Consider the following 23,437-nt stretch of genomic DNA (forward strand, 5'->3'; position numbering starts at 1 on the left):
CCCATGGACAATGACGCCATTGCCAGCGGCGCTTCAGGCAAGCGCCTGGGCGCGGCACTGCTGGGGCTGCTGCACAGCCACATCGAACTGTTCGGCATCGAGTTGCAGGAGCAGAAGGGGCGCACCCTGAGCCTGCTGCTGTTTGCTGGGCTGGCGCTGGTTTTCGCGCTGCTGTTGCTGACGGCATTGTCGGGCCTGCTGCTGGTGCTGCTTTGGGACAGCTATCGCCTGGCCGGGATCATCGGCCTGTGCGTGTTCTACGGTATCGCCGCCCTCTATTGCGCGCTGCGGCTCAAGGCTGCGGTGTTCGACGAGTCGTCGCCCTTCGGCGCGACCCTCGAAGAACTTGCCAAGGACCGGGAGCGCCTGTTGCCATGAGCCTGCCTGAACTGCCGAATACCCGTAATCCCAAGGAGCTGCGCAAGGCACTGCTGCGCTTGCGTATGGAGATGCACCGCCAGGAAATCCGTCACGAGTCCGGGCAGTTGCTGCAACCCTTGCAGCGGCTGCGCGGCATGGGCGGGACACTGCACGAGGGGCTGGGCATCAAGCACGCACCTCTGTGGGGCATCGGTGCAGTGGTGGCACTGGGCTTTCTGACCGGCAAGGGCGTGCGCAGCGGCAACCTGTCGCGTCTGGTACGTTTAGGCAGTAGCTTGCTGCCGCTGGTGCGCCTCTACCTGCAAGCAGGGCGACGCCCCTGACCGTGGCACCGCTGCCAGCCAGCGGTGCCCTCCCCCTTGCGCCACCCTCTGCGACACAGGATGCTATGCCCTTCGATCGACAGGAGACCGCGCCTTGGACTGGCACACCCTGCTCACCCGTGAACGCTTGGGCAAAGCCCTGTACAGCGCCGATGAACTGGGGCGCAGCCCCTTCCACAAGGACCATGATCGGATCATCTTCTCAGGCGCGTTTCGCCGCCTGGGGCGCAAGACCCAGGTCCACCCCGTAACCAGCAACGACCATATCCATACTCGCCTGACCCACTCGCTGGAAGTCAGTTGCGTAGGGCGCTCGCTGGGCATGCGCGTGGGTGAAACGCTACGTGAAAGCCTGCCTGACTGGTGCGCGCCCAGCGACCTGGGCATGATCGTGCAGTCCGCGTGCCTGGCCCACGATATCGGCAACCCACCATTCGGTCACTCCGGTGAAGACGCCATCCGCCACTGGTTCCAGCAGGCCGCGGGGCGAGGCTGGCTGGACGACATGAGTGATGACGAGCGCGGTGACTTCCTCAATTTCGAAGGCAATGCCCAAGGCTTTCGCGTACTGACCCAGCTTGAGTACCACCAGTTCGATGGCGGCACCCGGCTGACCTACGCCACCCTCGGCACCTACCTGAAATACCCCTGGACAGCACGGCACGCCGATGCCTTGGGCTACAAGAAACACAAATTCGGTTGCTACCAGAGCGAGTTGCCACTGCTGGAACAGATTGCCCGCAAGCTGGGCCTGCCACTTCTGCAGGAGCAGCGTTGGGCGCGCCACCCGCTGGTGTACCTGATGGAGGCCGCTGACGACATCTGCTATGCCCTGATCGACCTGGAAGACGGCCTGGAGATGGAGCTGCTGCACTACGCCGAAGTCGAGGCGCTGCTGCTGGACCTGGTGGGTGACGACCTCCCTGAAACCTATCGCCAGCTCGGCCCGGCGGACTCTAGGCGGCGCAAGCTGGCGATTCTGCGCGGCAAGGCCATCGAGCACCTGACCAACGCCGCCGCCCACGCCTTCGTCGAGCAGCAGCAAGCGCTGCTGGCCGGGCACTTGAGCGGCGACTTGGTCGAGCACATGCATGGCCCCGCCAAGCGGTGCGTACTGCAGGCCAAGGACATGGCGCGCAACAAGATCTTCCAGGACAAACGCAAGACGCTGCACGAGATCGGTGCCTACACCACCCTGGAAATCCTCCTCAACACCTTCTGCGCCGCTGCCCTCGAACAGCACGGAGGCCGCACGCCTTCGTTCAAGAGCCGTCGCGTACTTGACCTGCTCGGTAACAGTGCGCCCAATCCACACGACTCGCTGTACAAGTCTTTCTTGCGCATGATCGATTTCATCGCCGGCATGACCGACAGCTATGCCAGCGAAATGGCTCGGGAGATGACCGGCCGATCCAGCCCTACCTGAATGCGAGTGTTGCCGCTGGGCCGATCTGGCCAGCGGCATCATTTTTGTAGGCCCATTCCTACAATTTGCGTTTATTCATTAAACACACCAGGAAAAGTACAAACAATGAACGCCTGAAATGGCCTTTATCAAGAATTAATTTTTTACACTTCGTGGCGTTAGTTGCCTTATGTTGTAGGCAATTTCCCATAAAGCATCATTCCCTCCTCCACGCGCCCCAGACGACTTTCAACTGGGTTAAGGTGCGCCCTGCCTTCGTCATCAGTCGCAGGGAAGTTGAACATGTACTCCGTATTCATAGTCGATGATCACCCGGTCATTCGCCTGGCTGTCCGTATGTTGCTCGAGAACCAGAACTACAAGATCGTTGGCGAATCGGACAATGGCGTCGATGCCATGCAGATGATTCGCGAAACCCTTCCGGACCTGGTAATTCTCGACATCAGCATTCCCCGGCTGGACGGTCTGGAGGTGTTGTCACGCTTCCAGGCCATGGCCTTACCGTCCAAGGTGCTCATCCTCACGGCGCAATCACCGGCACTGTTCGCCTTGCGCTGCATGCATTCGGGTGCTGCCGGATATGTGTGCAAGCAGGAAGACCTGAGCGAGTTGCTCAGTGCGATAAAGGCCGTACTTGCTGGTTACAACTATTTCCCCAGCCAGGCAGTTAGCAACGGCCACGAAACAGCGGAGGCCGACCTCAGGCTGTTCCGCCACGTCAATGATCGCGAGCTGATGGTGCTGCAACTTTTTGCCCAGGGAAGAAGCAACAAGGAAATCGCCTCCGGCATGTTCTTGAGCAACAAGACCGTCAGCACCTACAAGAAACGCCTGATGCAGAAACTCCAGGTCGAGACCTTGGTCGATCTCATTGAAATGGCCAAGCGCAACGCACTGGTCTGAGGTAGTAGATGCTGCGACTCATTGGCCTGCTGCTCGTTTGCCTGGCATCGGCCACCGGCTGGGCCCAAGCCTCGGAACAAGAGGTCAGGCCCTACTCATTGCTGGCCCGCTCACCGGCTGCAGCGGTACGGCTGCAGCTCACCCCGCCACAGCAGCAATGGCTGCAGGGCCGCCTGCAACTCACGCTGGGTACCTCGGCGCCTGATTACCCACCGTTCGACATCACCAGTGGCGGGCGCGACTACCAGGGCCTGACGGCCGAATACGCGAGCCTGATCGGCAAGGCCTTGCAACTGCCAATACAGGTAAAGCGCTACCCCAGCCGCCAGGCGGCAGTGGCTGCGCTGAAACGCGGTGAAATCGATCTGCTTGGCAGCGCCAATGGCTATGAAGCTTCGACCGACGGCCTGGCCCTTTCGCACCCCTATGCGATCGACCAACCCGTCCTCGTCACCCGGGAGGATGAGCAGCGCACGGTCGCCCCCGGCATGGACGGCATGCGCCTGGGCATGCTGTACCATTACCTGCCCACCCAGGAGGTCATCGCGGCCTATCCGAAGGCCGAGCTGCTGGCTTTTGGCTCTTCGTCCCAGGCCTTGAATGCTGTGGCCTTCGGGCAAGCCGACGTGTTCATCGGCGACACCCTCTCGACCCACTACCAGCTCAACCGCGGCCACCTGCCGCGCTTGCGCATGGCCAGTTTCGGCGCCCACGAGAATGTCGGTTTCGGCTTTGCCATGCGCGCCCAGGACACCTTGCTGATCGAACTGGTGAATGCCGCCCTCGATCACCAGCCCAGCGCCGTGCGCGCCAGCTTGTTCAAGCGTTGGGTGGCTGGCGGCGAGCAGCTCTTGAACAGTCGCAAATTGCAACTCACGGAGGCCGAAGCGCAATGGCTGCAAGAGCACCCGATCGTGCAGGTGGCCATCGATGAGACCGCCGCACCGCTGTCCTATTTCGACGCCACGGGCCATTTCCGCGGCATAACCGCCGATGTGCTGGAGCTGATTCGTCTGCGCACAGGCCTGCGATTCGAAGTGCAGCGAGCCAACGGCATAGCCGATATGGTCGCCCGGCTTGAGGACGGGCGCGTGAACATGATTGCCGCGCTGGCAGTCGATGGCCTGCGCAATCAGCGCCTGTACATGAGCCGCCCGTACCTCGAAAGCCCCTACGTACTGGTGACCCGCGCCGAGAACAGCGAGTACGCATCGCTTGAGCAGTTGCACGGGCGCCGCATCGCGATTACCCGCTACAGCGCCATGGCGCAATTGCTGGCAAGCCACTACCCGCAAACCGGTTGGATAGAGACTGAAAGCCCCTTCTATTCCATGGCGTTGTTGAGCAGTGGCGCCGTGGATGCCGTCATCACCACCCTGATCGATGCCAACCACGCCTTGGCAGGCAAGGCCGACCTGGTCATTCGCCGCACGGTTGGCAGTGAGCCGGCGAATTTCGCCATGGCCACGGCCGCCCAGGCCACGGCCCTCGCCTCGATTCTGGACAAGGCCCTGCTGAGCATCTCGCCGGAAGAACTGGGGGGTATCAACAACCGCTGGCGTGATTTCAGCCTGCATGACGACAGCAGTTGGGAAGCGTTTCGACGCCTGGCATTGCAGGTACTGCTAGGCACGGGCCTGCTGCTGCTGCTGGCATTGATCTGGAACGCTCGCTTGCGACGCCAGATCAAGCAACGCCAGCACGCAGAACGTGCGCTCGGCGATCAGCTTGAATTCATGGGCGCACTGCTCAACGGCACGCCCCATCCCATGTACGTACGCGACCGTGACGGTTGTTTGCAAAGCTGCAATGCCAGCTACCTGGAAGCGGTTGAGGCAAGCCTTGACCAAGTCCTTGGCAAGCGCCTGGAAGACAGCCTGTTCGCTGCCACGGAACACACCCGGCAGATCCACGCCGACTACCTGCAGGTCATGGCTGCCGGTGTACCGCTGGTGGTCGACCGCCCGTTGCGGCTCAAGGAACAGGAGATCACCATCTACCACTGGATCTTGCCCTACCGCGACTCGCTGGGTGAAGTGCAGGGCATCATCGGCGGCTGGATCGATATCAGCGAGCGCCGCCAGCTGGTGCAGGAGCTGCGTGAGGCCAAGCAGCAGGCCGAAGATGCCAACCGGGCCAAGAGCACCTTCCTGGCCACCATCAGCCATGAGATCCGTACACCGATGAATGCCGTGATCGGCATGCTCGAATTGGCCGTCAAACGTGCCAACCAGGGCCAGGTCGACCTTACTTCGCTGGAGGTCGCCCATCATTCGGCGCAGGACCTGCTTGGGCTGATCGGCGACATCCTGGATATCGTGCGCATCGAATCCGGCCACTTGAGCCTGGCCCCCGAACCGGTCGAGGTAGCGGCCCTGGTCGAATCGGTAGGCCGCATCTTCGAGGGCCAGGCGCGGCTCAAGGGGCTGGCCCTGGAGGTCATCATCAGCCCTGGCGCTCGCTGCCACGCCTTGCTCGACCCACTGCGTTTCAAGCAGATCCTCTCCAATCTGGTGAGTAATGCCATCAAGTTCACCGAACATGGCCATATCCGCATCTGCCTGAGCCTGAACGATGCAGGCACGATGGCCGCCTCGAGCCTGGCCCTTGAAGTACGCGACAGCGGCATCGGCATTCATGACGATGACTTGCAGCGCCTGTTCAACCCCTTCGTGCAGGCCAACCCGCACAGCCAGGGTGCCCGCGCAGGTACGGGATTGGGCTTGGCCATTTGCCGCAGCCTGTGCGAAATGATGGGCGGACGGCTGAGCATCAAGAGCCTGCCGGATTTTGGTACCCAGGTGCGCCTTACCCTGCCGATCCAGAGAATCGGTCCGCCGCCACAGGCCGGGCCAGTGGACGAGGATGTCGAAGCACCTGACCCGCAGTTGAACGTGCTGGTGATCGATGACCATCCCGCAAACCGGCTGCTGATGGCACAACAATTGGGCTATCTGGGCCTGAGCCAGACCAGCGCGGGTGGCGGACGAGAAGGCCTTCAGACATGGCGTGAAGGGCAGTTCGACGTGCTGGTCCTCGATTGCAACATGCCGCACATGAACGGCTATCAGCTTGCCGCCGCCGTGCGCGCCGAAGAGCGCCGGAGCAAACGCCCACCCTGTGTCATTCTCGGCTACACCGCCAATGCCCAGCCAGAAGTCAGGCAGAAATGCCTGAGCGTCGGCATGGACGACTGCCTGCTCAAACCGATCAGCCTGCGCACCCTCAGCCAGCGCCTGGCCGCCATACCGCGGCGCAAGCAACAGGCGCCATTCGGCCTGCAAGGTCTGCGCAGCATCGTAGGGGACAATCGTGGCGAGCGTGATCGACTGCTCAGCGCCCTGCACCAGAGCCTGCAACAGGATCTCGCCGAACTGATGGGCCTGAACCCCGAAAACCAGGCCAATGCACTGCGCGAGCAGGCACACAAGATCCTCAGCGCGGCGCGGATGCTGGAAGCACGGGAAATGATGATGGCCTGTGAGGCCTTGAACGAGGACGCCTTGCCAGTGGATCAGCTCAAGCTGCGTCGGCAAGCGTTGGCGCGGCACATGCGCCGCGTGGAGAAAGCCCTGGCCAGGGAGCTGGCCAGGGCTTGACCGAGCGCCGCCCAAGCGGGCAGGCGCTCAAGCGTGCATCAGGAAGCCGAGTTGATCGGCTTTTCCGGATACCAGGCATCCAGCAGCGGGCTGACTTCGATAGTGGTCAGTTCGCTACGGTCCTTCAGCCAGGCTTCGACGGCAGCGCGTTGCTCTTCGCTGACCGAACCACGCTTGGCCGAGCACACCAGGCCGAAATCGTCGCCGCCGACGTAATCCAGGCCATTGGCATCCATGGCTTCTGCGAGGAAGGCGTCGAGGAAGGCGTCGATGGCTTCGTCAGACAGGTCTTCCTTGAAACCCAGGTTCAGTTCGAAACCCAGCTCCTGGAATTCATCCACGCACAGCTTCTTGCGCAGACGACGGGAACGGTTGGTAGCCATGAAACAATCCTCTTGAGTAATTACGCGCGGCACTTTAACAGTTTCCACAGTGCAACGGCGCTTTTCCGTCGAACGTGGCACATCAACGCTGCGCTTGGGGCATAATGCGCACTATATTTCGTCCTGGGGTTACCACTTCTTACAGCCCCAATGTCATTTTCCCTCGTCCGCAGGGTATTAATTTCATATGATCAAAACGCTTCGTCCCCTCGTACTCGCCGGCCTGCTGTTGCCGTTCGCATTGACCAGCCAGGCGGCAGCCGTGAATACCACCCTGCCACCTAAAGTGCAGCAGGCGCTCAAGGCCAATAAACTGCAGGACACCGCACTGTCCCTGGTGATGCTACCGCTCAATGGCCCGGGCACCGCTACCGTGTTCAACGCCGATGTGTCGGTCAACCCGGCTTCGACCATGAAACTGGTCACCACCTACGCCGCCCTCGAACTGCTCGGCCCGACTTTCCAGTGGAAGACCGAATTCTATACTGACGGTACCCTGAGCAACGGTGTGCTCAACGGCAACCTGTACCTCAAAGGTGGCGGCGACCCGAAGCTGAACATGGAAAAGCTGTGGCTGCTGATGCGGGATCTGCGCGCCAATGGCGTGCGCACCGTCACCGGCGACCTGGTGCTCGACCGCAGCCACTTCGTGCAGCCCAACCTGCCGCAGTTCAACGACGATGGCGGCGACGTGAATAAGCCGTTCCTGGTCAAGCCCGATTCCTTGCTGGTCAACCTCAAGGCCCTGCGCTTCGTCGCCCGCAACGACGGTGGCAAGGTGACGGTCGCGGTCGAGCCGCCGATCGCCAGCATCCGCATCGACAATCAGGTCAAGGCCGTGGCGTCCAAGCAATGTACCGGCGACGTGCGCTACAACCCGGTGCCCCAGCCCGACGGTATCAGTGTGGTGGTCAGCGGCCAGCTAGGTGACGGCTGCAATTCGCAGACCTACCTGTCGCTGCTCGATCACCCGACCTACGCCGCCGGTGCCGTGCGGGCGATCTGGAACGAGCTCGGTGGCAGCATCCAGGGCCGCGACCGCATCGAGAACGTGCCCAAGAGCGCCCGCCTGCTGGCCCGCGCCTTCTCGCCAGACCTGGTGGAAGTCATCCGCGACATCAACAAGTACAGCAACAACACCATGGCGCAGCAGCTGTTCCTGAGCCTTGGCGCGCAGTTCCGTACCGATGCCGACGGCGACGATGCCCGCGCCGCGCAACGGGTGGTGCGCCAGTGGCTGGCGAAGAAGGGCATTACTGCGCCGCACCTGGTGATGGAAAACGGCTCGGGCCTGTCACGTGCCGAACGGGTCAGCACCCGTGAGATGGCGGCATTGCTTCAGGCCGCGTGGAAGAGCCCGTATTCGGCCGAGTTCATCAGCTCGATGCCGCTGGTAGGCATGGACGGCACCATGCGCAAGCGCCTCAAGCGTACCGCCATGACCGGCGAAGGCCACATCAAGACCGGCACCCTGAACACCGTGCGCGCCATTGCCGGCTTCAGCCGCGACAGCAACGGCAACACCTGGGCCGTAGCGGCGATCCTCAACGATCCTAAGCCGTGGGGTGCCTCGCAGGTGCTGGACCAGGTGCTGCTTGACCTTTATCGCCAGCCGAAGGCGGGCGACAGTACGGCGGCTACTGCGCCCTGAGTTTCGGGTAACACCATTGCCGGCAAGCCAGCGCCCACAGGTACCCCGCTGAATTCAACAACAGCGGCGCACCTGTGCGAGCCGGCTTGCTGGCGATGATGCCACGACCGACACTCAACTCAACTCACCTTCAACCCGATCCCTACCCGCCTGCTTCGCCGCGTACACCCCCGCATCCGCCCGCAGCAGCAAGGCATCGGCGCCCTCCCCTGGCCGCCACCCCGCCACACCAAAACTCGCCGTCACCTTGCCCACGCCTTCGACCGGTACACTGCGCACCCCCTGCCACAACTCCATGGCCAACATCCGCGCCTGTTCGGCGTTGCTGCCCGGGCACAGCACCATGAACTCTTCGCCTCCTAGCCGACAGAACACATCGGAGCGCCGCAAACGCTGGCCAATACGCTGGCACAGGCTGCGCAGCACATGGTCGCCCACTGCATGGCCGTATTGGTCGTTGATGCGTTTGAAGTGGTCGATGTCGAGCATGATCACCGCCAGGTTCTGATCATCGCGCTGGGCACGCTCCAGTTCAGCCTTCAGCCGCTCCTGAAAGTAGCGACGGTTGTGAATGCCGGTGAGTGCATCGGTCACCGACAGCGTACGCAGGTCTTCCTCCACCCCCTTAAGGTCGGAAATATCGGTGAGGTACCCATGCCAGAGGGTGCAGCCTTCTTCCCCCACTTCAGGCGTCGCCTCGCCGCGTACCCAGCGCAACCCCGCGCGCGGCAAGCACACGCGGTACTCTTCGCGCCAGGGCGTCAGGTGCTCGGCGGAGTAGCGGACCGAGCGACGCACGCGCTCGAGGTCGTCGGGATGGATCCGCTCAAATACCCCCGTGGCATCTTCGCGCAGCAGCTGAAGGTCGACTTCGTAGATGTCGAACAAGCCCTGGCTGGCATAGGGGAAAGAGGAATGACCATCGCTATCCAACCGATATTGATAAATGCCCCCCGGCACTTCCGCGCTAAGTTTTTCCAACAACCTGTCACGCAGTGCCAGCGCCTCGTGCACCCGGCGCCGTTCGGTGACGTCGATGCAGATCGCCAGGTAGCCAACCCACAGCCCTTGTTCGTCCAGCACCGCGGTCACCAGCATGTTGGCCAGTAAATGGCTGCCGTCCTTGCGCACCAGGGTCCATTCGCTGGGCTCGGCGCCACCCTCCTGCAGGGTATCGGCGAACAAGGCCTGGCCACCGGCAATGTGCCGGCCGTAGCGCAGGCTCAGCGCATGGGCGCGCTGGTTGAGCTCTTCGGGCAGTACCAGGTATTCCAGGCGCATCTGCCCTACCGCTTCGACGGCCTGATAGCCAAGCATGCGCTCGGCCCCTGCGTTGAAGGTACTGACCACGCCCTTGAGACTGGTCGCGATGATTGCCACCTGCGTGGCGGCGTCAAGCACGCTGCGCAGTTGATTGTGGGTTTCGCGCAGTGACTGCTCGCTGATGCGCAGTTCTGCGGTGCGCTGCTCGACCAGGGTCAAGGCGCGCTGCCGCTGGCTGAACAGGTTGTAGAGCAAGGTGCTGAGCAGAAGGCTCAGCAAGCCACCGAGTGACCCCACCGCCAGTGCCGCCGAGGAGCGGTTGCCCTGCATGAATACCTGGCTGGGACGGATATCGAGCTGGTAGTGGTGATCGGCCAGGTGCAACAACTGGCTACTGACCAGCGCCAGGGGGGCCGCTTGGCTCTGCGAGTCGAACAGCACCTCATGGCCATCGCGCCCGCTAGGGTCGATGATGCGCACCACCAGGTTGTCCTCGCCGGTCGTGGGCAGGCCATCGCTGATCAGCTGACGCAGGTTCAGCAGGGCCATGACATAGCCGGCGGGGCCACCCTCGGGCAAGCTGTCGGAGAACACCGGCGCAACCATCAAGAGCCCGCGGCTGTAGCCTGCGGCGACATTGATCATATCCAGCGGTTCGGACACCGCCATGCTGCCAGGTAGCACAGCACGCGCCAGGGCCTGCTCTCGTGCCGGCTGGCTGCGCAGGTCCAGCCCGTAGGGTTGCCCGTGCTGTTGGGTGGCCTGGGTGTAGAGCACCGGAAAGTAATGATCGCGAGCCGGCGCCGCATGCCAGATGCCCTGGCTATCCAGATCGCGTATTTCATAGGCCTGCCCCAGCTTGGCGCTGGCCTGGCGTTCGAAGTCGCGCCGTTGCCCATGCTCTACCCGCGGCGCCCAGGAGTAGGCCTGGGTGCGGCGCAGCAGCGGTCGAGCGAAACCGTCGAATTCGCTGGGGGTGATCTCGTTGGAGAAACTGAAGAAGCGCCGCAGGCTGTCCAGGCGCTGCTCCTGGTCGTCGAAGCGCTCGGCAATGCGGCTATAACGCTCCCTGGCCAGCAGTTCGAAGCGCTGGCGCAGCTGCTGCTTGTAGAACGCCTGCGTGGCCAGCGCCAGGCCGAGCGACAGCAAGCCGCCGGCCACCAACGCCACCAGCGCCACCGCCCAGGCAGCCATCGCATCGCTGCACAGGCCCAGCACCTTCGCACGCACGCCATACTTCGACATAGATCGATCTCGTCACGTCAGCGTCCTGCGATTGTCTGGCCCTGTGCTAGGTTATAGCTATTGGCCATCAGCTATGCAATATCGCTGGTCGCCTCAGCGCAATTGCAGGCGCCAGGCCCGGTGAATGCGGCTGTTGCGGGCGAAGTCCGGGTCCAGGGTCTGCGCGGTGATTTCTTCCACCTCATACCGCGCAGCCAGGTGCTCATCGAGCTGGAATTTGCGGAAGTTGTTGGAGAAATACAGCACACCGCCCGGTGCCAGGCGCGCCATGGCCAGGTCGAGCAACTGCACATGGTCGCGCTGCACGTCGAACACCCCTTCCATGCGCTTGGAGTTGGAGAAGGTCGGGGGGTCGATGAAGATCAGGTCATAGCTGTCGCGGTTGCCTTCCAGCCAGGCCATGACGTCGCTCTGCTCCAGGCGGTTGCGCTCGGAGAAGCCGTTCAGCGCCAGGTTGCGGCGCGCCCAGTCCAGGTAGGTTTTCGACAGGTCGACGCTGGTGGTGCTGCGCGCGCCACCTTTGGCAGCATGCACGGTGGCCGTGGCGGTGTAGCAGAACAGGTTGAGGAAACGCTTGCCCTCGGCCTCGCGCTGAATGCGCATGCGCATCGGGCGGTGGTCGAGGAACAATCCGGTGTCGAGGTAGTCGGTGAGGTTGACCAGCAACTTCACGCCGCCTTCCTTGACCTCGTGGAAGCGCCCTTCGGTGGCCTGACGCTCATACTGACGGGTGCCGGTCTGCCGCTCGCGGCGCTTGAGCACCACACGCTGCGGGTCGATACCCAGTGCCTGGGGGATTGCCGCCAAGGCATCGAGCAGACGCGACTGAGCCTTTTCCGGGTCGATCGAGCGCGGCGCTGCGTATTCCTGCACGTGCACCCAATCCTGGTAAAGGTCGACCGCCAGGGCGTATTCGGGCATGTCGGCATCGTACAGGCGGTAGCAGTCGACCTGCTCGCGGCGGGCCCACTTGCCCAGTTGCTTGAGGTTCTTCTGCAGTCGGTTGGCGAACATCTGCGCACCCTCCGACAACCGCGCCGGCTCGCTGGCAACCGCCACTGGGCGACGAACCTCGCCATTGTCGTCCTGGGCTTCGCGGCGCTCACCGGTGACGAACTGGTCAGGTTGCACCTTGAACAGCAGCAATTTGCACGGCAGCGCGCCGTTCCAGAAGGCGTATTGCTTGTGGCTGCGGATGCCCATGCGCTTGCCCAGTTCGGGGGCACCGGTGAATACCGCCGCTTCCCAGCCCATGCAGGCCTGGCGCAGGCGCTCGCCGAGGTTCTGGTAGAGGTACAGCAGGCTGGCCTCGTCACCCAGTCGCTCGCCGTAGGGAGGGTTGCTGATGACCAGGCCTTTCTGGTTCTGGTCCGGACGGGGTTCGAAGCTGGCGACTTCGCCCTGGTAGATCTTGATCCAGTCACCAAGGCCTGCGCGCTCGACGTTGTTGCGCCCCGGCTGGATCAGCCGTGGGTCGGCCTCGTAGCCTCGGATCCACAGCGCAGGTTTGGCCAGGCCGGCCTGGGCACGGGCCTGCGCCTCTTCATGCACCTTGCGCCAGGTGGCCGGCACATGGCCGAGCCAGGCGCTGAAACCCCAGCGTTCGCGCTTGAGGTTGGGGGCGATATCGGCGGCGATCATCGCCGCTTCGACCAGGAAGGTGCCCACACCGCACATCGGGTCGGCCAACGCGCCGCCCTCGGCGGCGATCCGCGGCCAACCGGCGCGGATCAGCACCGCCGCCGCAAGGTTTTCCTTCAGTGGCGCGGCGCCTTGCTGAAGGCGGTAGCCACGCTGGTGCAGGCTGTGGCCGGACAGGTCGAGAGACAGGATCGCCTCGCCACGGTCCAGGCGCAGGTGCACCCGTACGTCCGGGTCGACTTTCTCCACCGAGGGGCGCAGGCCTTCACGGTTGCGCAGTTTGTCGACGATCGCATCCTTGACCTTGAGTGCGCCGAAGTGGGTGTTGTCGATACCCGAACCATGGCCACTGAACTCCACCGCCAGGGTGCCGTCGGCTGCCAGGTGATCGGCCCAGTCAAGCGCGTGCACGCCGTCGTACAGGTCGTCGGCATTTTTCATGGCAAAGCGCTTGAGCACCAGCAACACACGGTTGGCCAGGCGCGACCAGAGGCACAGACGGTAGGCGGTTTCCATGTCGGCGGTGCCGCGGATGGCCGAGGTGTGCTCGCGCACTTCGTCCAGGCCGAGGCCCCTGGCCTCTTCGGCGAGCAGGCCTTCAAGGCCTTTGGGGCAGGTGAGATAGAGTTCGAAACGGTCCGACATGTGTATTCCAGAGCCTTGGGCTGTTTGAGTGACGAAGCGACGCATCGCCCCGCCGATGTTTGCCCGAACGCCCTTCCAGCAAGCGTCCGAGTGGCCTTTGCCCGTGCCTCGTGGCAGCGGACCGGCCGGGCCGCCTGATCGATCTGCCGTTCGCCGGGTGGCAGAAACAGCTTAGATCATCAGGCAGTACGAATAATTTCCAGCGAACTGTGAGCCGATGTGACCCTTCGTCGCATTACCAGATATTTCTGTCATCGCTGCGCCGCGCTGGCGAAATGACGTCAAGCTTCAGCAAACCCCGATCATAGCGGGCCCAACGGCAAACAAGGTTGAGTCGCATTTATTTACTTATCCCCTCACCCTTGGAAACGTTACGTCCTTATGACAAATCGATCATTCCCACGGTGACTCGCATTCGTTAGAACTGGTCTCAGGCCGCTTCGCAACGAGGCGGCACCTTCAGCCCGCCACGCCGGCAGCGGGCGCACACCGGCAGAAAGACTCTGCCCGGCCTCGGAGAGGCCGACGGGACATTACAGTCAACAAGTGAGGGCAACACCCTATGAGAAGACTTAAGCGTGATCCGTTGGAAAGAGCATATTCACGTGGCTACCAATACGGGGTCACCGGCAAATCCCGCGAACTTTGCCCCTTCAATCTTCCTTCTGTTCGCCAAGCCTGGATTAACGGCTGGCGCGAAGGTCGCGGTGATAACTGGGACGGAATGACTGGCACCGCTGGCATCCATAGACTCAACGAAAATCACGCCGTTGGCTGATCGAGGACACTGAATTCGAGTTACCATGCACGCCCCATCCGGGCGGCGGGCTAAGGCCCAGGGGCCCCTAGATGGGGCCCTTTTTTATGCCTGCCTCTTATGCCCGCGGCATGGCAGCGATGGCATCCACCGCCTCGCGAATCAACGCAGGCCCTTTATAGATAAAGCCTGAGTAGATCTGTACCAGGCTCGCACCGGCAGCGATCTTCTCTGCGGCGTGACGCCCTTCGGTGATCCCCCCCGCTGCAATGATCGGCAACTTGCCCGCCAACTCACCAGCCAGCACCTTGACGATGTGGGTGCTCTTTTCCAGCACCGGTGCGCCCGAGAGGCCACCCGCCTCACCCCCATGGGCCAGGCCTTCGACACCTTCGCGGCCGAGGGTGGTGTTGGTGGCGATCACTGCATCCATACCCGATTCCATCAGCGCCGCCGCGACCAGCGCGGTTTCTTCGTCGCTCATGTCCGGGGCGATCTTGATCGCCAGCGGCACACGCTTGCCGTGGGTGGAGGCCAACTGCTCACGGCGCTCGGCCAACGCATCGAGCAGTTGCTTGAGCGAATCACCGAACTGCAGGCTGCGCAGGCCCGGGGTGTTCGGCGAACTGACGTTGACGGTGATGTAGCTGGCCTCGGTGTAGACCTTGTCCAGGCAGATCAGGTAGTCGTCGACCGCTCGCTCCACCGGGGTATCGAAATTCTTGCCGATGTTGATGCCCAGCACACCGTCGTAACGCGCGGCACGCACACGCTGCAGCAGATGGTCGACGCCCAGGTTGTTGAAGCCCATGCGGTTGATGATCGCCGTCGCCTCCGGCAGGCGGAACAGACGCGGCTTGGGGTTGCCGGGCTGCGGGCGTGGGGTCACCGTGCCGATCTCGACGAAACCGAAGCCCAGCTGGGCAAAGCCATCGATGGCCGCGCCGTTCTTGTCCAGGCCTGCGGCCAAGCCTACCGGATTGGCAAAGTTCAACCCCATCACCGTCACCGGCAACGCCGCTGGCTGCTTGCAGAACATACCGTTGAGCCCGAGGCGGCCACCGGCACCGATCAGGTCCAGGGACAGGTCATGGGAAGTTTCCGGAGAAAGCTTGAACAGCAGCTGGCGGGCCAGGGTATACATGGGCGGGCAAGGCTCGGGGTGAGTGAGGGTGCGATTATAGCCAGCGCGCGCTCACCATGACAGGGCCTTGGCACATGCGTTGCTACATCGCCTGCACACGGCCTACTTCAGTACAGGCGAGGATCTTCGTGAATACATCACCTCTGGCATGGGTCAACGGCAGCGACGCGCCGGAAAAACCCAGCCTCGATATCGGTTTCATGGCCCTCACCGACTGCGCGTCAGTGGTGGTCGCTGCCACCCAAGGCTTTGCCCAACAACAGGGCCTGACCCTCAACCTCAGGCGCCAGGGCTCATGGGCCGGGCTGCGCGACAAGCTGGCCAGCGGCGAACTGGATGCTGCCCATTGCCTGTACGGGTTGGTCTACGCAGTGCATCTGGGCATCGGCGGCGTGCCAGCCAGCAGCATGGCCGTGCTCATGGGCCTGAACCAGAATGCCCAGGCGCTCAATCTATCCCCTGCCTTGCAACGCAAAGGCGTGACCAGCCCTGAGGCACTGGCTCGGCTGGTGCACCAGCATGGCGCGCGGTTGACCTTTGCCCAGACCTTCCCCACCGGCACCCATGCCATGTGGCTGTACTACTGGCTGGCCAGCCAGGGCATCCATCCACTGCACGATGTCGACAGCGTGGTGGTGCCGCCGGCGCAAATGGCCGCACACATCCAGGCCGACCGCATCGACGGTTTCTGCGTCGGCGAGCCCTGGGCTGCCGCCGCCATCGCACAAGGCCAGGGCTTCACCCTGGCCACCAGCCAGTCGATCTGGCCCGATCACCCGGAAAAAGTGCTGGCCTGTGCGCGCACTTTCGTCGAGCAGTACCCCAACAGCGCCCGGGCGCTGATCAAGGCAGTTCTTGCCGCCAGCCGCTTCATCGAGCAGAGCCAGGAGAACCGCCGCAGCACCGCGCAACTGCTGGCCGGCAGTGCTTATCTCGACACGCCTGCGGAAAACATCGAGCCGCGCCTGCTGGGCAACTATCAGGACGGCCTGGGCAACCAGTGGCAGGATCCTCACGCCCTGCGCCTGTTCGACCAGGGCCGCGCCAACCTGCCTTACCTGTCCGACGGCATGTGGTTCATGACCCAGTTCCGTCGCTGGGGCTTGCTGCGTGACGACCCCGATTACCTCGGTGTAGCCCGCCAGGTCCAGCAGCTCGCGCTGTACCGCGACGCCGCCGAAACGCTCGGGGTACCCTGCCCTGCCCAGCCCATGCGCAGCAGCCTGTTGATCGACGGCATACGCTGGGATGGCAGCGACCCCTATGGCTATGCCCGCAGCTTTCGCCTGCATGCGCTGGGCGATGCGCCTGGCGCGCGTGTCGGTTCGTGAGGGTCTCCACCATGCTGCGCATCCTGCTGATCGACGACACTCAGAAGAAGCTCGGCCGCCTCAAGGCGGCCCTGCGCCAAGCCGGCTTCGAGGTGATCGAAGCGCCAGACCTGACCATCGACCTGCCCGCCTGCGTCGAAACGGTGCGCCCGGACGTGGTGCTGATCGATACCGAGTCACCCGATCGCGATGTGATGGAGCAAGTGGTGATGGTCAGCCGCGAGCAGCCGCGGCCCATTGTGCTGTTCACCGACGAGCATGACCCAGGGGTGATGCGCCAGGCGATCCAGGCGGGTGTCAGCGCATACATCGTCGAAGGCATTCACGCGGCCAGGTTGCAACCGATCCTCGATGTCGCCATGGCCCGCTTCGAAAGCGACCAGGCGCTCAAGGCTCAGCTACTGGCGCGCGACCAGCAGTTGGCCGAGCGCAAGCGCATCGAGCAGGCCAAGGGACTGCTGATGAAAATGAAAGACTGCAACGAAGAACAGGCCTACACCCTGATGCGACGCCAAGCGATGAGCCGGCAGCAGAAACTGATCCAGGTGGCCGAACAGATCATTGCCATGCACGAGATGCTGGGCTGAAACACCGGTGATATTGGCCCATCTCTTGCTGAAGACTTTGCACCGGTAGCCAACGGCGGTTGCCCAGCTAATCCCGACAAAGACGTCGCCCTCCCCTCCACCACCAGTGGCCGGGGTAGCGACGTCTTTTCGTTTCCGTTGCATTGCCGAGTGAGGTGTTCGATGAGTACCAGCTTCTGGAAATCCGGGCATGTGCCCACGCTGTTCGCCGCGTTCCTGTATTTCGACCTGAGCTTCATGGTCTGGTACCTGCTCGGCCCCCTGGCCGTGCAGATTGCCACCGACCTGCAGCTCAGCACACAACAACGCGGCCTGATGGTCGCCACGCCCATTCTCGCTGGCGCCGTGCTGCGCTTCGTCATGGGCCTGCTGGTCGACCGCCTTTCCCCCAAAACCTCAGGGCTGATTGGCCAGGTAGTCGTCATCGTCGCCCTGGCCGGCGCCTGGCATTTGGGCGTGCACAGCTATGAACAGGCACTGCTGCTCGGTGTTTTCCTCGGCGTGGCCGGTGCTTCGTTCGCGGTTTCGCTACCGCTCGCCTCGCAATGGTATCCACCGCAACATCAGGGCAAGGCCATGGGCATCGCCGGCGCGGGCAACTCCGGTACGGTGTTCGCTGCACTGCTGGCCCCCGTGCTGGCCGCAGGCTTCGGCTGGAACAACGTATTCGGCTTTGCCGTGATTCCATTGCTGCTGACCCTGGTACTGTTCACCCTGCTCGCACGCAATGCCCCGCAAAGGCCCAAGCCGAAAGCCATGGCCGATTACCTCAAGGCCTTGGGCGACCGGGACAGCTGGTGGTTCATGTTCTTCTACAGCGTCACCTTCGGCGGCTTCATCGGCCTGGCCAGCGCCCTGCCCGGCTACTTCAGCGACCAGTATGGCCTGAGCCCGGTCACTGCCGGTTACTACACCGCCGCCTGCGTCTTTGCCGGCAGCCTGATGCGCCCGCTCGGTGGCGCCCTGGCCGACCGCTTCGGCGGCATCCGTACTCTGCTAGGCATGTACAGCGTGGCCGCCGTGTGTATCGCCGCAGTCGGGTTCAACCTGCCCAGCGCCGCTGCGGCTCTCGCCCTGTTCGTCAGCGCCATGCTCGGCCTGGGCGCCGGCAACGGCGCCGTGTTCCAGCTCGTACCTCAACGCTTTCGGCAAGAGATCGGCGTGATGACCGGGCTGATCGGCATGGCTGGCGGCATGGGTGGTTTTCTGCTGGCCGCAGGCCTGGGCACCATCAAGCAGCACACTGGCGACTATCAGCTGGGCCTGTGGCTGTTCGCCAGCCTCGGCCTGCTGGCCTGGTTCGGGCTGCACGGGGTGAAGCAGCGCTGGCGCACCACCTGGGGCTCTGCGGCGGTCACCGCCGCACGGGTCTGAGCCAGCTCGATGAGCTTGCAGCTCAGTTTTGCCCAGGCCAGCGCCATCGGGCCGCGCGAAGAGAACCAGGATGCCCTGCGCCTGGTGACGCCCGCGCCCGAACTGGCCGCCAGCAAGGGCTACCTGTTCGCCCTCGCCGACGGTGTCAGCCAGTGCGCCGACGGCGGCCTGGCTGCCCGTGCCAGCTTGCAGGCGCTGGCCATGGACTACTACGCCACGCCTGCCACCTGGGGCGTGGCCCAGGCCCTGGATCGCCTGCTGCTGGCCCAGAATCGCTGGTTGCGCGCCCAGGGCGGCCAGCCGCTGCTGACCACCCTCAGCGCCCTGGTGCTGCGTGGCCGCCGCTTCACCCTGGCGCATGTCGGCGATTGTCGTGCCTATCGCTGGCACGGCGGCCGTTTGCAGTGCCTGAGCCAAGACCACGTGTGGGACCAGCCAGGCATGCAGCATGTGCTCAAACGCGCCCTGGGGCTCGACCAGCATCTGCTGGTCGACTACCTGGACGGCGAGCTGCAGCCTGGCGAGTGCTATTTGCTGCTCAGCGACGGCGTGTGGGCCAGCCTGGGTGACCAGCACATCCAGGCAGTACTGCGCGAGCAGCCCGATCTGCAGCAAGCGGTCGATACCCTGGTTGCCAGCGCCCACCTCAATGGCAGCCAGGATAACGCCAGTGCCTTGCTGGTGCGGGTCGAAAAGCTGGGTGAGACCAACCTGGGCGACACCCTGGTGCAACTGCAGCAGTGGCCGCTGCCAGGCCCGTTGCGCACTGGCCAGGTGATCGATGGCTGGCAGGTCGATACATGCCTGGCACTGAGCCGCCAGTCACTGCTCTACCGGGTGCACGACAGCCAAGGGCAGCCCTGGTTGCTCAAGACCTTGCCTGGCGAACGCGAACAAGAACCGGGAGCGGCCCAGGGCTTGCTGCTCGAAGAGTGGTTCCTGCGCAGGGTAGCCGGCCGCCACTTCCCCGAGCTGCATGCAGCCAGCCAGCGCCAGCACCTTTACTACGTCATGCGCGAGCACAAGGGCCACACCCTCTCCACCCAGCTCGCCGAACAGGGCCCCCTGCCGCTGGCACAATGGCTGGAGGTGGCGCGCCAGCTACTGCAGGCCGTTGGCGTGCTGCACCGACGCAATCTGCTGCATCGCGACATCAAGCCTGACAACCTGCACCTGGGTGTGGACGGTCAACTGCGCCTGCTGGATTTCGGCTTGGCGTATTGCCCGGGGCTTTGCGAGGAGCCGCAGCACACGCTACCCGGCACACCGTCCTACCTGGCGCCGGAGGCCTTCGAAGGCCAGCCACCCAGCCCGCGCCAGGACCTTTATGCGGTAGGCGTAACGCTCTACCACCTACTGACCGGGCATTACCCATACGGTGAAGTCGAAGCCTTTCAGCGCCCGCGCTTCGGGCAGCCGGTCAATGCCTCGCGCTACCGGCCCGACTTACCGGAATGGCTGCAACACAACCTGCAGCAGGCGGTAGCAGCCGACCCGGCACAGCGCTTCGAAACGGCAGAGCAGTGGCTGTTGTTGCTGGAACGCGGTGACCGCCAGGTGCTTGGCAACCACCGCCGGCCATTGCTCGAACGTGAGCCGCTGAAGGTCTGGCGCACTTTGGCATTGCTGTCGCTGTTGCTCAATCTGATTTTGCTGATCAGCATGCTCAAAGGCTGAGCCGTGCCGGTTCGGGTGCTATCGCTGGCTTGCCAGCAATAGCGCCAGAACCGGCTCAACAAATCGCAGGCAAAGAAAAACCCGGCCTGAGCCGGGTTTTTCATTGAAGCTTCAGACCAATTACTTGGACTGGGCTTCTACCTGAGCTTCAACGCGACGGTTGATAGCACGGCCTTCTTCGGTGGCGTTGTCGGCAACCGGACGGGTTTCGCCGTAGCCAACCGAGTCAACACGGCTGGATTCTACGCCGTACTGCTGGGTCAGGACTTGCTTAACAGCGTTGGCACGACGCTCGGACAGCTTCTGGTTGTAAGCGTCTGGACCTACGGAGTCAGTGTGACCTTCAACCACGGTGGTGGTCTGTGGGTACTGCTTCATGAAGTCAGCCAGGTTTTTGATGTCGCCGTAGCTGTTAGGCTTGACGACCGACTTGTCGAAGTCGAACTTGACGTCCAGCTCAACACGAACGACTTCAGCAACAGCTGGGCAGCCATCGGCGTCAACGGTGACGTTGGCCGGGGTGTCCGGGCACTTGTCGACGTTGTCGCAAACGCCGTCGTTGTCGCTGTCGGAGCAGACTTCAGCAACTGGAGCCGGAGCAGCAGCAACTTTGCCACCGCTGCCACCGAAGTTCAGACCAACACCAACGGATGGGCCCCACTCGGTGTTGCCGTTGTCGATGTTGTACATGGCTTCAACGCCGGCACGGGCGAAGAACATGTCGGTGATGTACCACTTGGCGCCAGCGCCAACGTTGGCGAAGGTGGAGTGGTCGCGGCCGCTACGAGTGGCCTGACCCAGGCTCTCGTGAGCGAAACCAGCGGAAACGTACGGACGCAGAGCATCGCCGACGGTACCGAAGTGGTAGGTAGCGTCCAGCTTGGCCTTGGAACCTTTGATGTCTTTGTTGAAGACTTCGCCACGAGCGTTGTGGGTTTCGTTGTAGCCCAGGTCCAGGGAGACGTCGTCGGTCAGGAAGTAACCGAGGCGAACACCAGGATTGGTGCCGTCGTTCTTGAAGTTACGCTCGCTGTCGTAGTACTGCTTGGTAACGTTACCTTCGATTTCGACTGCGCCTTGGCCTTGAGCCAGAACGCCGAACGAAGTAGCGGCTACGAGCGAGCCAATGGCCAAGCCCAAGGTGTTTTTCAATTTCATCCGTTAAATCCCCATCTGGTGATAGTTAAGCAGTCCCACCAACATCCGGGGGACAACTCGACGGCAAGTCTAGCAGAACTCGCCGGTTGGTTAGAGATATTTACAAGTGACTAAGTTTCATCAAGGCCTGCAAATTTCTCTCTAAGCTTGTCTAGCGCGCGCTTGTAGCGCATTTTCGTTGCGCTCAAGCCCATGTGCATGATATCGGCGATTTCCTGAAATTCCAGTTCTGCGACAAAACGCAGCACCAAAATCTCACGGTCAATCGGGTTCACATGCACCAGCCACTTGTCCAGCCCGCCCTTTTCTTCCGGTTTCGGAGCCTTGTCTTCAGACGCCTCTTCAACAGGGTCAAGACTCAAGGCATCCATCAACCGACGCTTGCGACGCTCCTTGCGGTACTGGGTAATGCACTCGTTGTAGGTGATGCTGTAGAGCCAGGTCTTGAACTTGGATTTGCCTTCGAAGTTCTTCAGCCCGTAAAGCACCTTCAGCATCACTTCCTGACAGACATCGTCGGCATCCCGGTCGTTCCCCAAATAACGTGCACAGACGTTGAACAGGGTCCGCTGGTAGCGCCGCATGAGCTCCTCGTAGGCGCGGGTAACGTGATACAGCTCCTCATGCGAACGCGCCACCAACTCCTCGTCGGTGAGCTCGCGGGGGTCGTAACGCATGGGCGGCGAATGAACTTTATTCAAAACGGATCTGGCCGACAGTCAGGTCAATGTCGCCGCTCAGCCCCACGGGCCGATTTTTGCGGCGGCATACATTAACAGCTTTTGTGCGGTTAGCGGCTATTGACACGCTGCTCAAGCAACACGCGGTTGGACAACGACACCAGTTCGCCATCATCGGTCAACAGCGTGGTCTTCACCGTGCCGATTTCCTCGATCTGCCCTTCGACCTCTCCAATCCGCACCTGCTGGCCGACCTGGTAGAGTTCGCGCACGTAGATGCCGGCCAGAATCTGCCCGGCAATTTCGCGACTGCCGAGGCCCATTGCCAAGGCGACGGCCAGACCAACGGTAATCAAACCGATGACGATCACGTGGTTCAGCAGGTCGGTCTTGACCTCGAGCTGGCTGATGGCCACCGAGATGCTGATGATGATTACCAGGCCTTGGGTAATACGCCCCAGGCCCGCCGAATACTCAAGGCCGATGCCCTCGGCAGCACCGCGCACCAGGCCATTGGCTACCTGCGCCAGCAGCACGCCGGCCAGCAGCACCAGCGCTGCGCCAAACACCTTGGGCAGGTACAGCGCAAGCATGTCGAGGGTTGCCGAAACCCGCTCAAGGCCGAGCGATTCAGCGGCGGAGACCAGGAAGATCAGCAGCACGAACCAGTAGACGATCTTGCCGATCAGGGTCGAGATCGGCACCTGGATACCGACCCGGCTCAGCATTTTGGTCAGCCCTGTACCGGCCATCAGGCGGTCCAGGCCGAACTTGGCGAGCAGTTTCGACAGCAGCGTATCGAGCAGCTTGGCCACCACGAAACCGAGCAGCACTACCACCAGCGCGCCGAACAGGTTGGGGATGAAGTTCGCTACCTTGGTCCATAGGGCGGTCATTGCGGTGACCAGGCTCTGGGTCCAGAGATCGAGTTCCATATTCAATCGGCCTTATCAGCTTTGCTGCCAGCGGCAGCGTTACGACGTACAGGCGCAACATGCGCCGAGCCATTGTTCACGGCGATCAGCAGCGCCTGGCTCCAGCGGCCAAGCAGGCTGAACAGATCACCCGCGCCAACCTGGCGGTTGGCGGTCTTCAGCACGCGACCCAGGCACGCGGCGTCGTCCCGGTCTTCACCGGAAGGCGACGCTTTGAGCAAGTCACGCAGGGATTCTTCAAACGGATCGTGCATGGGCACCTCGCGCAGTATCAGTCAGAGACGAGGGCGATGGGCGATGGGTCACACATCGCAGGGCCCTCATCGCCGGCAAG

Annotated in this window: 19 protein-coding genes; 11 read left to right on the forward strand and 8 right to left on the reverse strand. The window is 62.7% G+C overall.

Going from position 1 to position 23,437, the window contains the following annotated elements; genetic code table 11:
* Positions 1–3 precede the first annotated feature (3 nt).
* From KU43P_RS18950 to KU43P_RS18970, 5 genes are all read left to right on the forward strand, one after another.
* Positions 4–378, forward strand: coding sequence for a phage holin family protein (locus KU43P_RS18950; RefSeq protein WP_317658996.1), 375 nt, complete (start codon positions 4–6; stop codon positions 376–378).
* Complete coding sequence (locus KU43P_RS18955) at positions 375–704, forward strand: hypothetical protein (RefSeq protein WP_317658997.1); 330 nt, start codon at positions 375–377, stop codon at positions 702–704. The genes KU43P_RS18950 and KU43P_RS18955 overlap by 4 nt, the downstream gene beginning before the upstream one ends.
* A 94-nt stretch (positions 705–798) precedes the next feature.
* Entirely contained in the window at positions 799–2,130 is a 1,332-nt protein-coding gene (locus KU43P_RS18960; RefSeq protein WP_317658998.1) for a deoxyguanosinetriphosphate triphosphohydrolase, read from the forward strand.
* A 282-nt stretch (positions 2,131–2,412) separates the two neighbouring features.
* On the forward strand, positions 2,413–3,033 hold the full coding sequence (locus KU43P_RS18965) for a response regulator transcription factor (protein ID WP_317658999.1): 621 nt from the start codon (positions 2,413–2,415) through the stop codon (positions 3,031–3,033).
* Positions 3,034–3,041: 8 nt separating this feature from the next.
* Positions 3,042–6,632: a transporter substrate-binding domain-containing protein gene (locus KU43P_RS18970; RefSeq protein ID WP_317659000.1), complete on the forward strand. Its 3,591-nt coding sequence runs from the start codon at positions 3,042–3,044 to the stop codon at positions 6,630–6,632.
* 38 nt (positions 6,633–6,670) lie between these two features.
* Here the strand turns inward: KU43P_RS18970 and KU43P_RS18975 are convergent, their stop codons facing one another.
* The gene (locus KU43P_RS18975) at positions 6,671–7,015 is read right to left on the reverse strand and encodes a YggL family protein (RefSeq protein ID WP_317659002.1); all 345 of its coding nucleotides are present in this window, start codon (positions 7,013–7,015) and stop codon (positions 6,671–6,673) included.
* A gap of 187 nt (positions 7,016–7,202) precedes the next feature.
* Between KU43P_RS18975 and dacB the strand changes: the two genes are divergently transcribed.
* Positions 7,203–8,666, forward strand: a complete 1,464-nt coding sequence (gene dacB / locus KU43P_RS18980; RefSeq protein ID WP_317659003.1) for a D-alanyl-D-alanine carboxypeptidase/D-alanyl-D-alanine-endopeptidase — start codon at positions 7,203–7,205, stop codon at positions 8,664–8,666.
* Between the two features lie 114 nt (positions 8,667–8,780).
* Here dacB and KU43P_RS18985 read toward each other — a convergent pair whose 3' ends face one another.
* Both KU43P_RS18985 and rlmKL read right to left on the reverse strand, forming a co-directional pair.
* A complete protein-coding gene (locus tag KU43P_RS18985; RefSeq protein ID WP_317659004.1) occupies positions 8,781–11,174 on the reverse strand; it encodes a diguanylate cyclase in 2,394 nt (797 codons plus the stop codon).
* Positions 11,175–11,267: 93 nt separating this feature from the next.
* Positions 11,268–13,460, reverse strand: coding sequence for a bifunctional 23S rRNA (guanine(2069)-N(7))-methyltransferase RlmK/23S rRNA (guanine(2445)-N(2))-methyltransferase RlmL (rlmKL, locus tag KU43P_RS18990; RefSeq protein ID WP_317659005.1), 2,193 nt, complete (start codon positions 13,458–13,460; stop codon positions 11,268–11,270).
* A 562-nt stretch (positions 13,461–14,022) separates the two neighbouring features.
* On the opposite strand from rlmKL, the gene rmf reads away from it, so the two are divergent.
* Positions 14,023–14,238, forward strand: coding sequence for a ribosome modulation factor (gene rmf, locus KU43P_RS18995; protein WP_003248687.1), 216 nt, complete (start codon positions 14,023–14,025; stop codon positions 14,236–14,238).
* 97 nt (positions 14,239–14,335) lie between these two features.
* Here rmf and KU43P_RS19000 read toward each other — a convergent pair whose 3' ends face one another.
* Positions 14,336–15,361 (reverse strand): quinone-dependent dihydroorotate dehydrogenase, encoded by a 1,026-nt coding sequence (locus KU43P_RS19000; RefSeq protein WP_317659006.1) that lies wholly within the window; start codon positions 15,359–15,361, stop codon positions 14,336–14,338.
* A 128-nt stretch (positions 15,362–15,489) separates the two neighbouring features.
* On the opposite strand from KU43P_RS19000, the gene KU43P_RS19005 reads away from it, so the two are divergent.
* From KU43P_RS19005 to KU43P_RS19020, 4 genes are all read left to right on the forward strand, one after another.
* On the forward strand, positions 15,490–16,692 hold the full coding sequence (locus KU43P_RS19005) for a CmpA/NrtA family ABC transporter substrate-binding protein (RefSeq protein ID WP_317659008.1): 1,203 nt from the start codon (positions 15,490–15,492) through the stop codon (positions 16,690–16,692).
* An 11-nt stretch (positions 16,693–16,703) separates the two neighbouring features.
* Positions 16,704–17,279, forward strand: coding sequence for an ANTAR domain-containing response regulator (locus KU43P_RS19010; RefSeq protein WP_317659009.1), 576 nt, complete (start codon positions 16,704–16,706; stop codon positions 17,277–17,279).
* Positions 17,280–17,441: 162 nt separating this feature from the next.
* On the forward strand, positions 17,442–18,653 hold the full coding sequence (locus tag KU43P_RS19015) for a nitrate/nitrite transporter (RefSeq protein ID WP_317659010.1): 1,212 nt from the start codon (positions 17,442–17,444) through the stop codon (positions 18,651–18,653).
* Between the two features lie 9 nt (positions 18,654–18,662).
* Positions 18,663–20,330, forward strand: a complete 1,668-nt coding sequence (locus KU43P_RS19020) for a bifunctional protein-serine/threonine kinase/phosphatase (protein ID WP_317659011.1) — start codon at positions 18,663–18,665, stop codon at positions 20,328–20,330.
* A gap of 120 nt (positions 20,331–20,450) precedes the next feature.
* On the opposite strand, the gene KU43P_RS19025 is transcribed toward KU43P_RS19020, so the two are convergent.
* From KU43P_RS19025 to KU43P_RS19040, 4 genes are all read right to left on the reverse strand, one after another.
* Entirely contained in the window at positions 20,451–21,488 is a 1,038-nt protein-coding gene (locus KU43P_RS19025; RefSeq protein WP_317659012.1) for an OmpA family protein, read from the reverse strand.
* Between the two features lie 110 nt (positions 21,489–21,598).
* Positions 21,599–22,165: an RNA polymerase sigma factor SigX gene (sigX, locus tag KU43P_RS19030; protein ID WP_003248665.1), complete on the reverse strand. Its 567-nt coding sequence runs from the start codon at positions 22,163–22,165 to the stop codon at positions 21,599–21,601.
* A gap of 113 nt (positions 22,166–22,278) precedes the next feature.
* A complete protein-coding gene (locus tag KU43P_RS19035; RefSeq protein WP_317659015.1) occupies positions 22,279–23,103 on the reverse strand; it encodes a mechanosensitive ion channel family protein in 825 nt (274 codons plus the stop codon).
* A 2-nt stretch (positions 23,104–23,105) separates the two neighbouring features.
* A complete protein-coding gene (locus tag KU43P_RS19040; RefSeq protein ID WP_317659016.1) occupies positions 23,106–23,357 on the reverse strand; it encodes a CrfX protein in 252 nt (83 codons plus the stop codon).
* Positions 23,358–23,437: the final 80 nt, after the last annotated feature.

Origin of the sequence: Pseudomonas sp. KU43P, assembly GCF_033095865.1 — a bacterium.
GTDB lineage: Bacteria > Pseudomonadota > Gammaproteobacteria > Pseudomonadales > Pseudomonadaceae > Aquipseudomonas.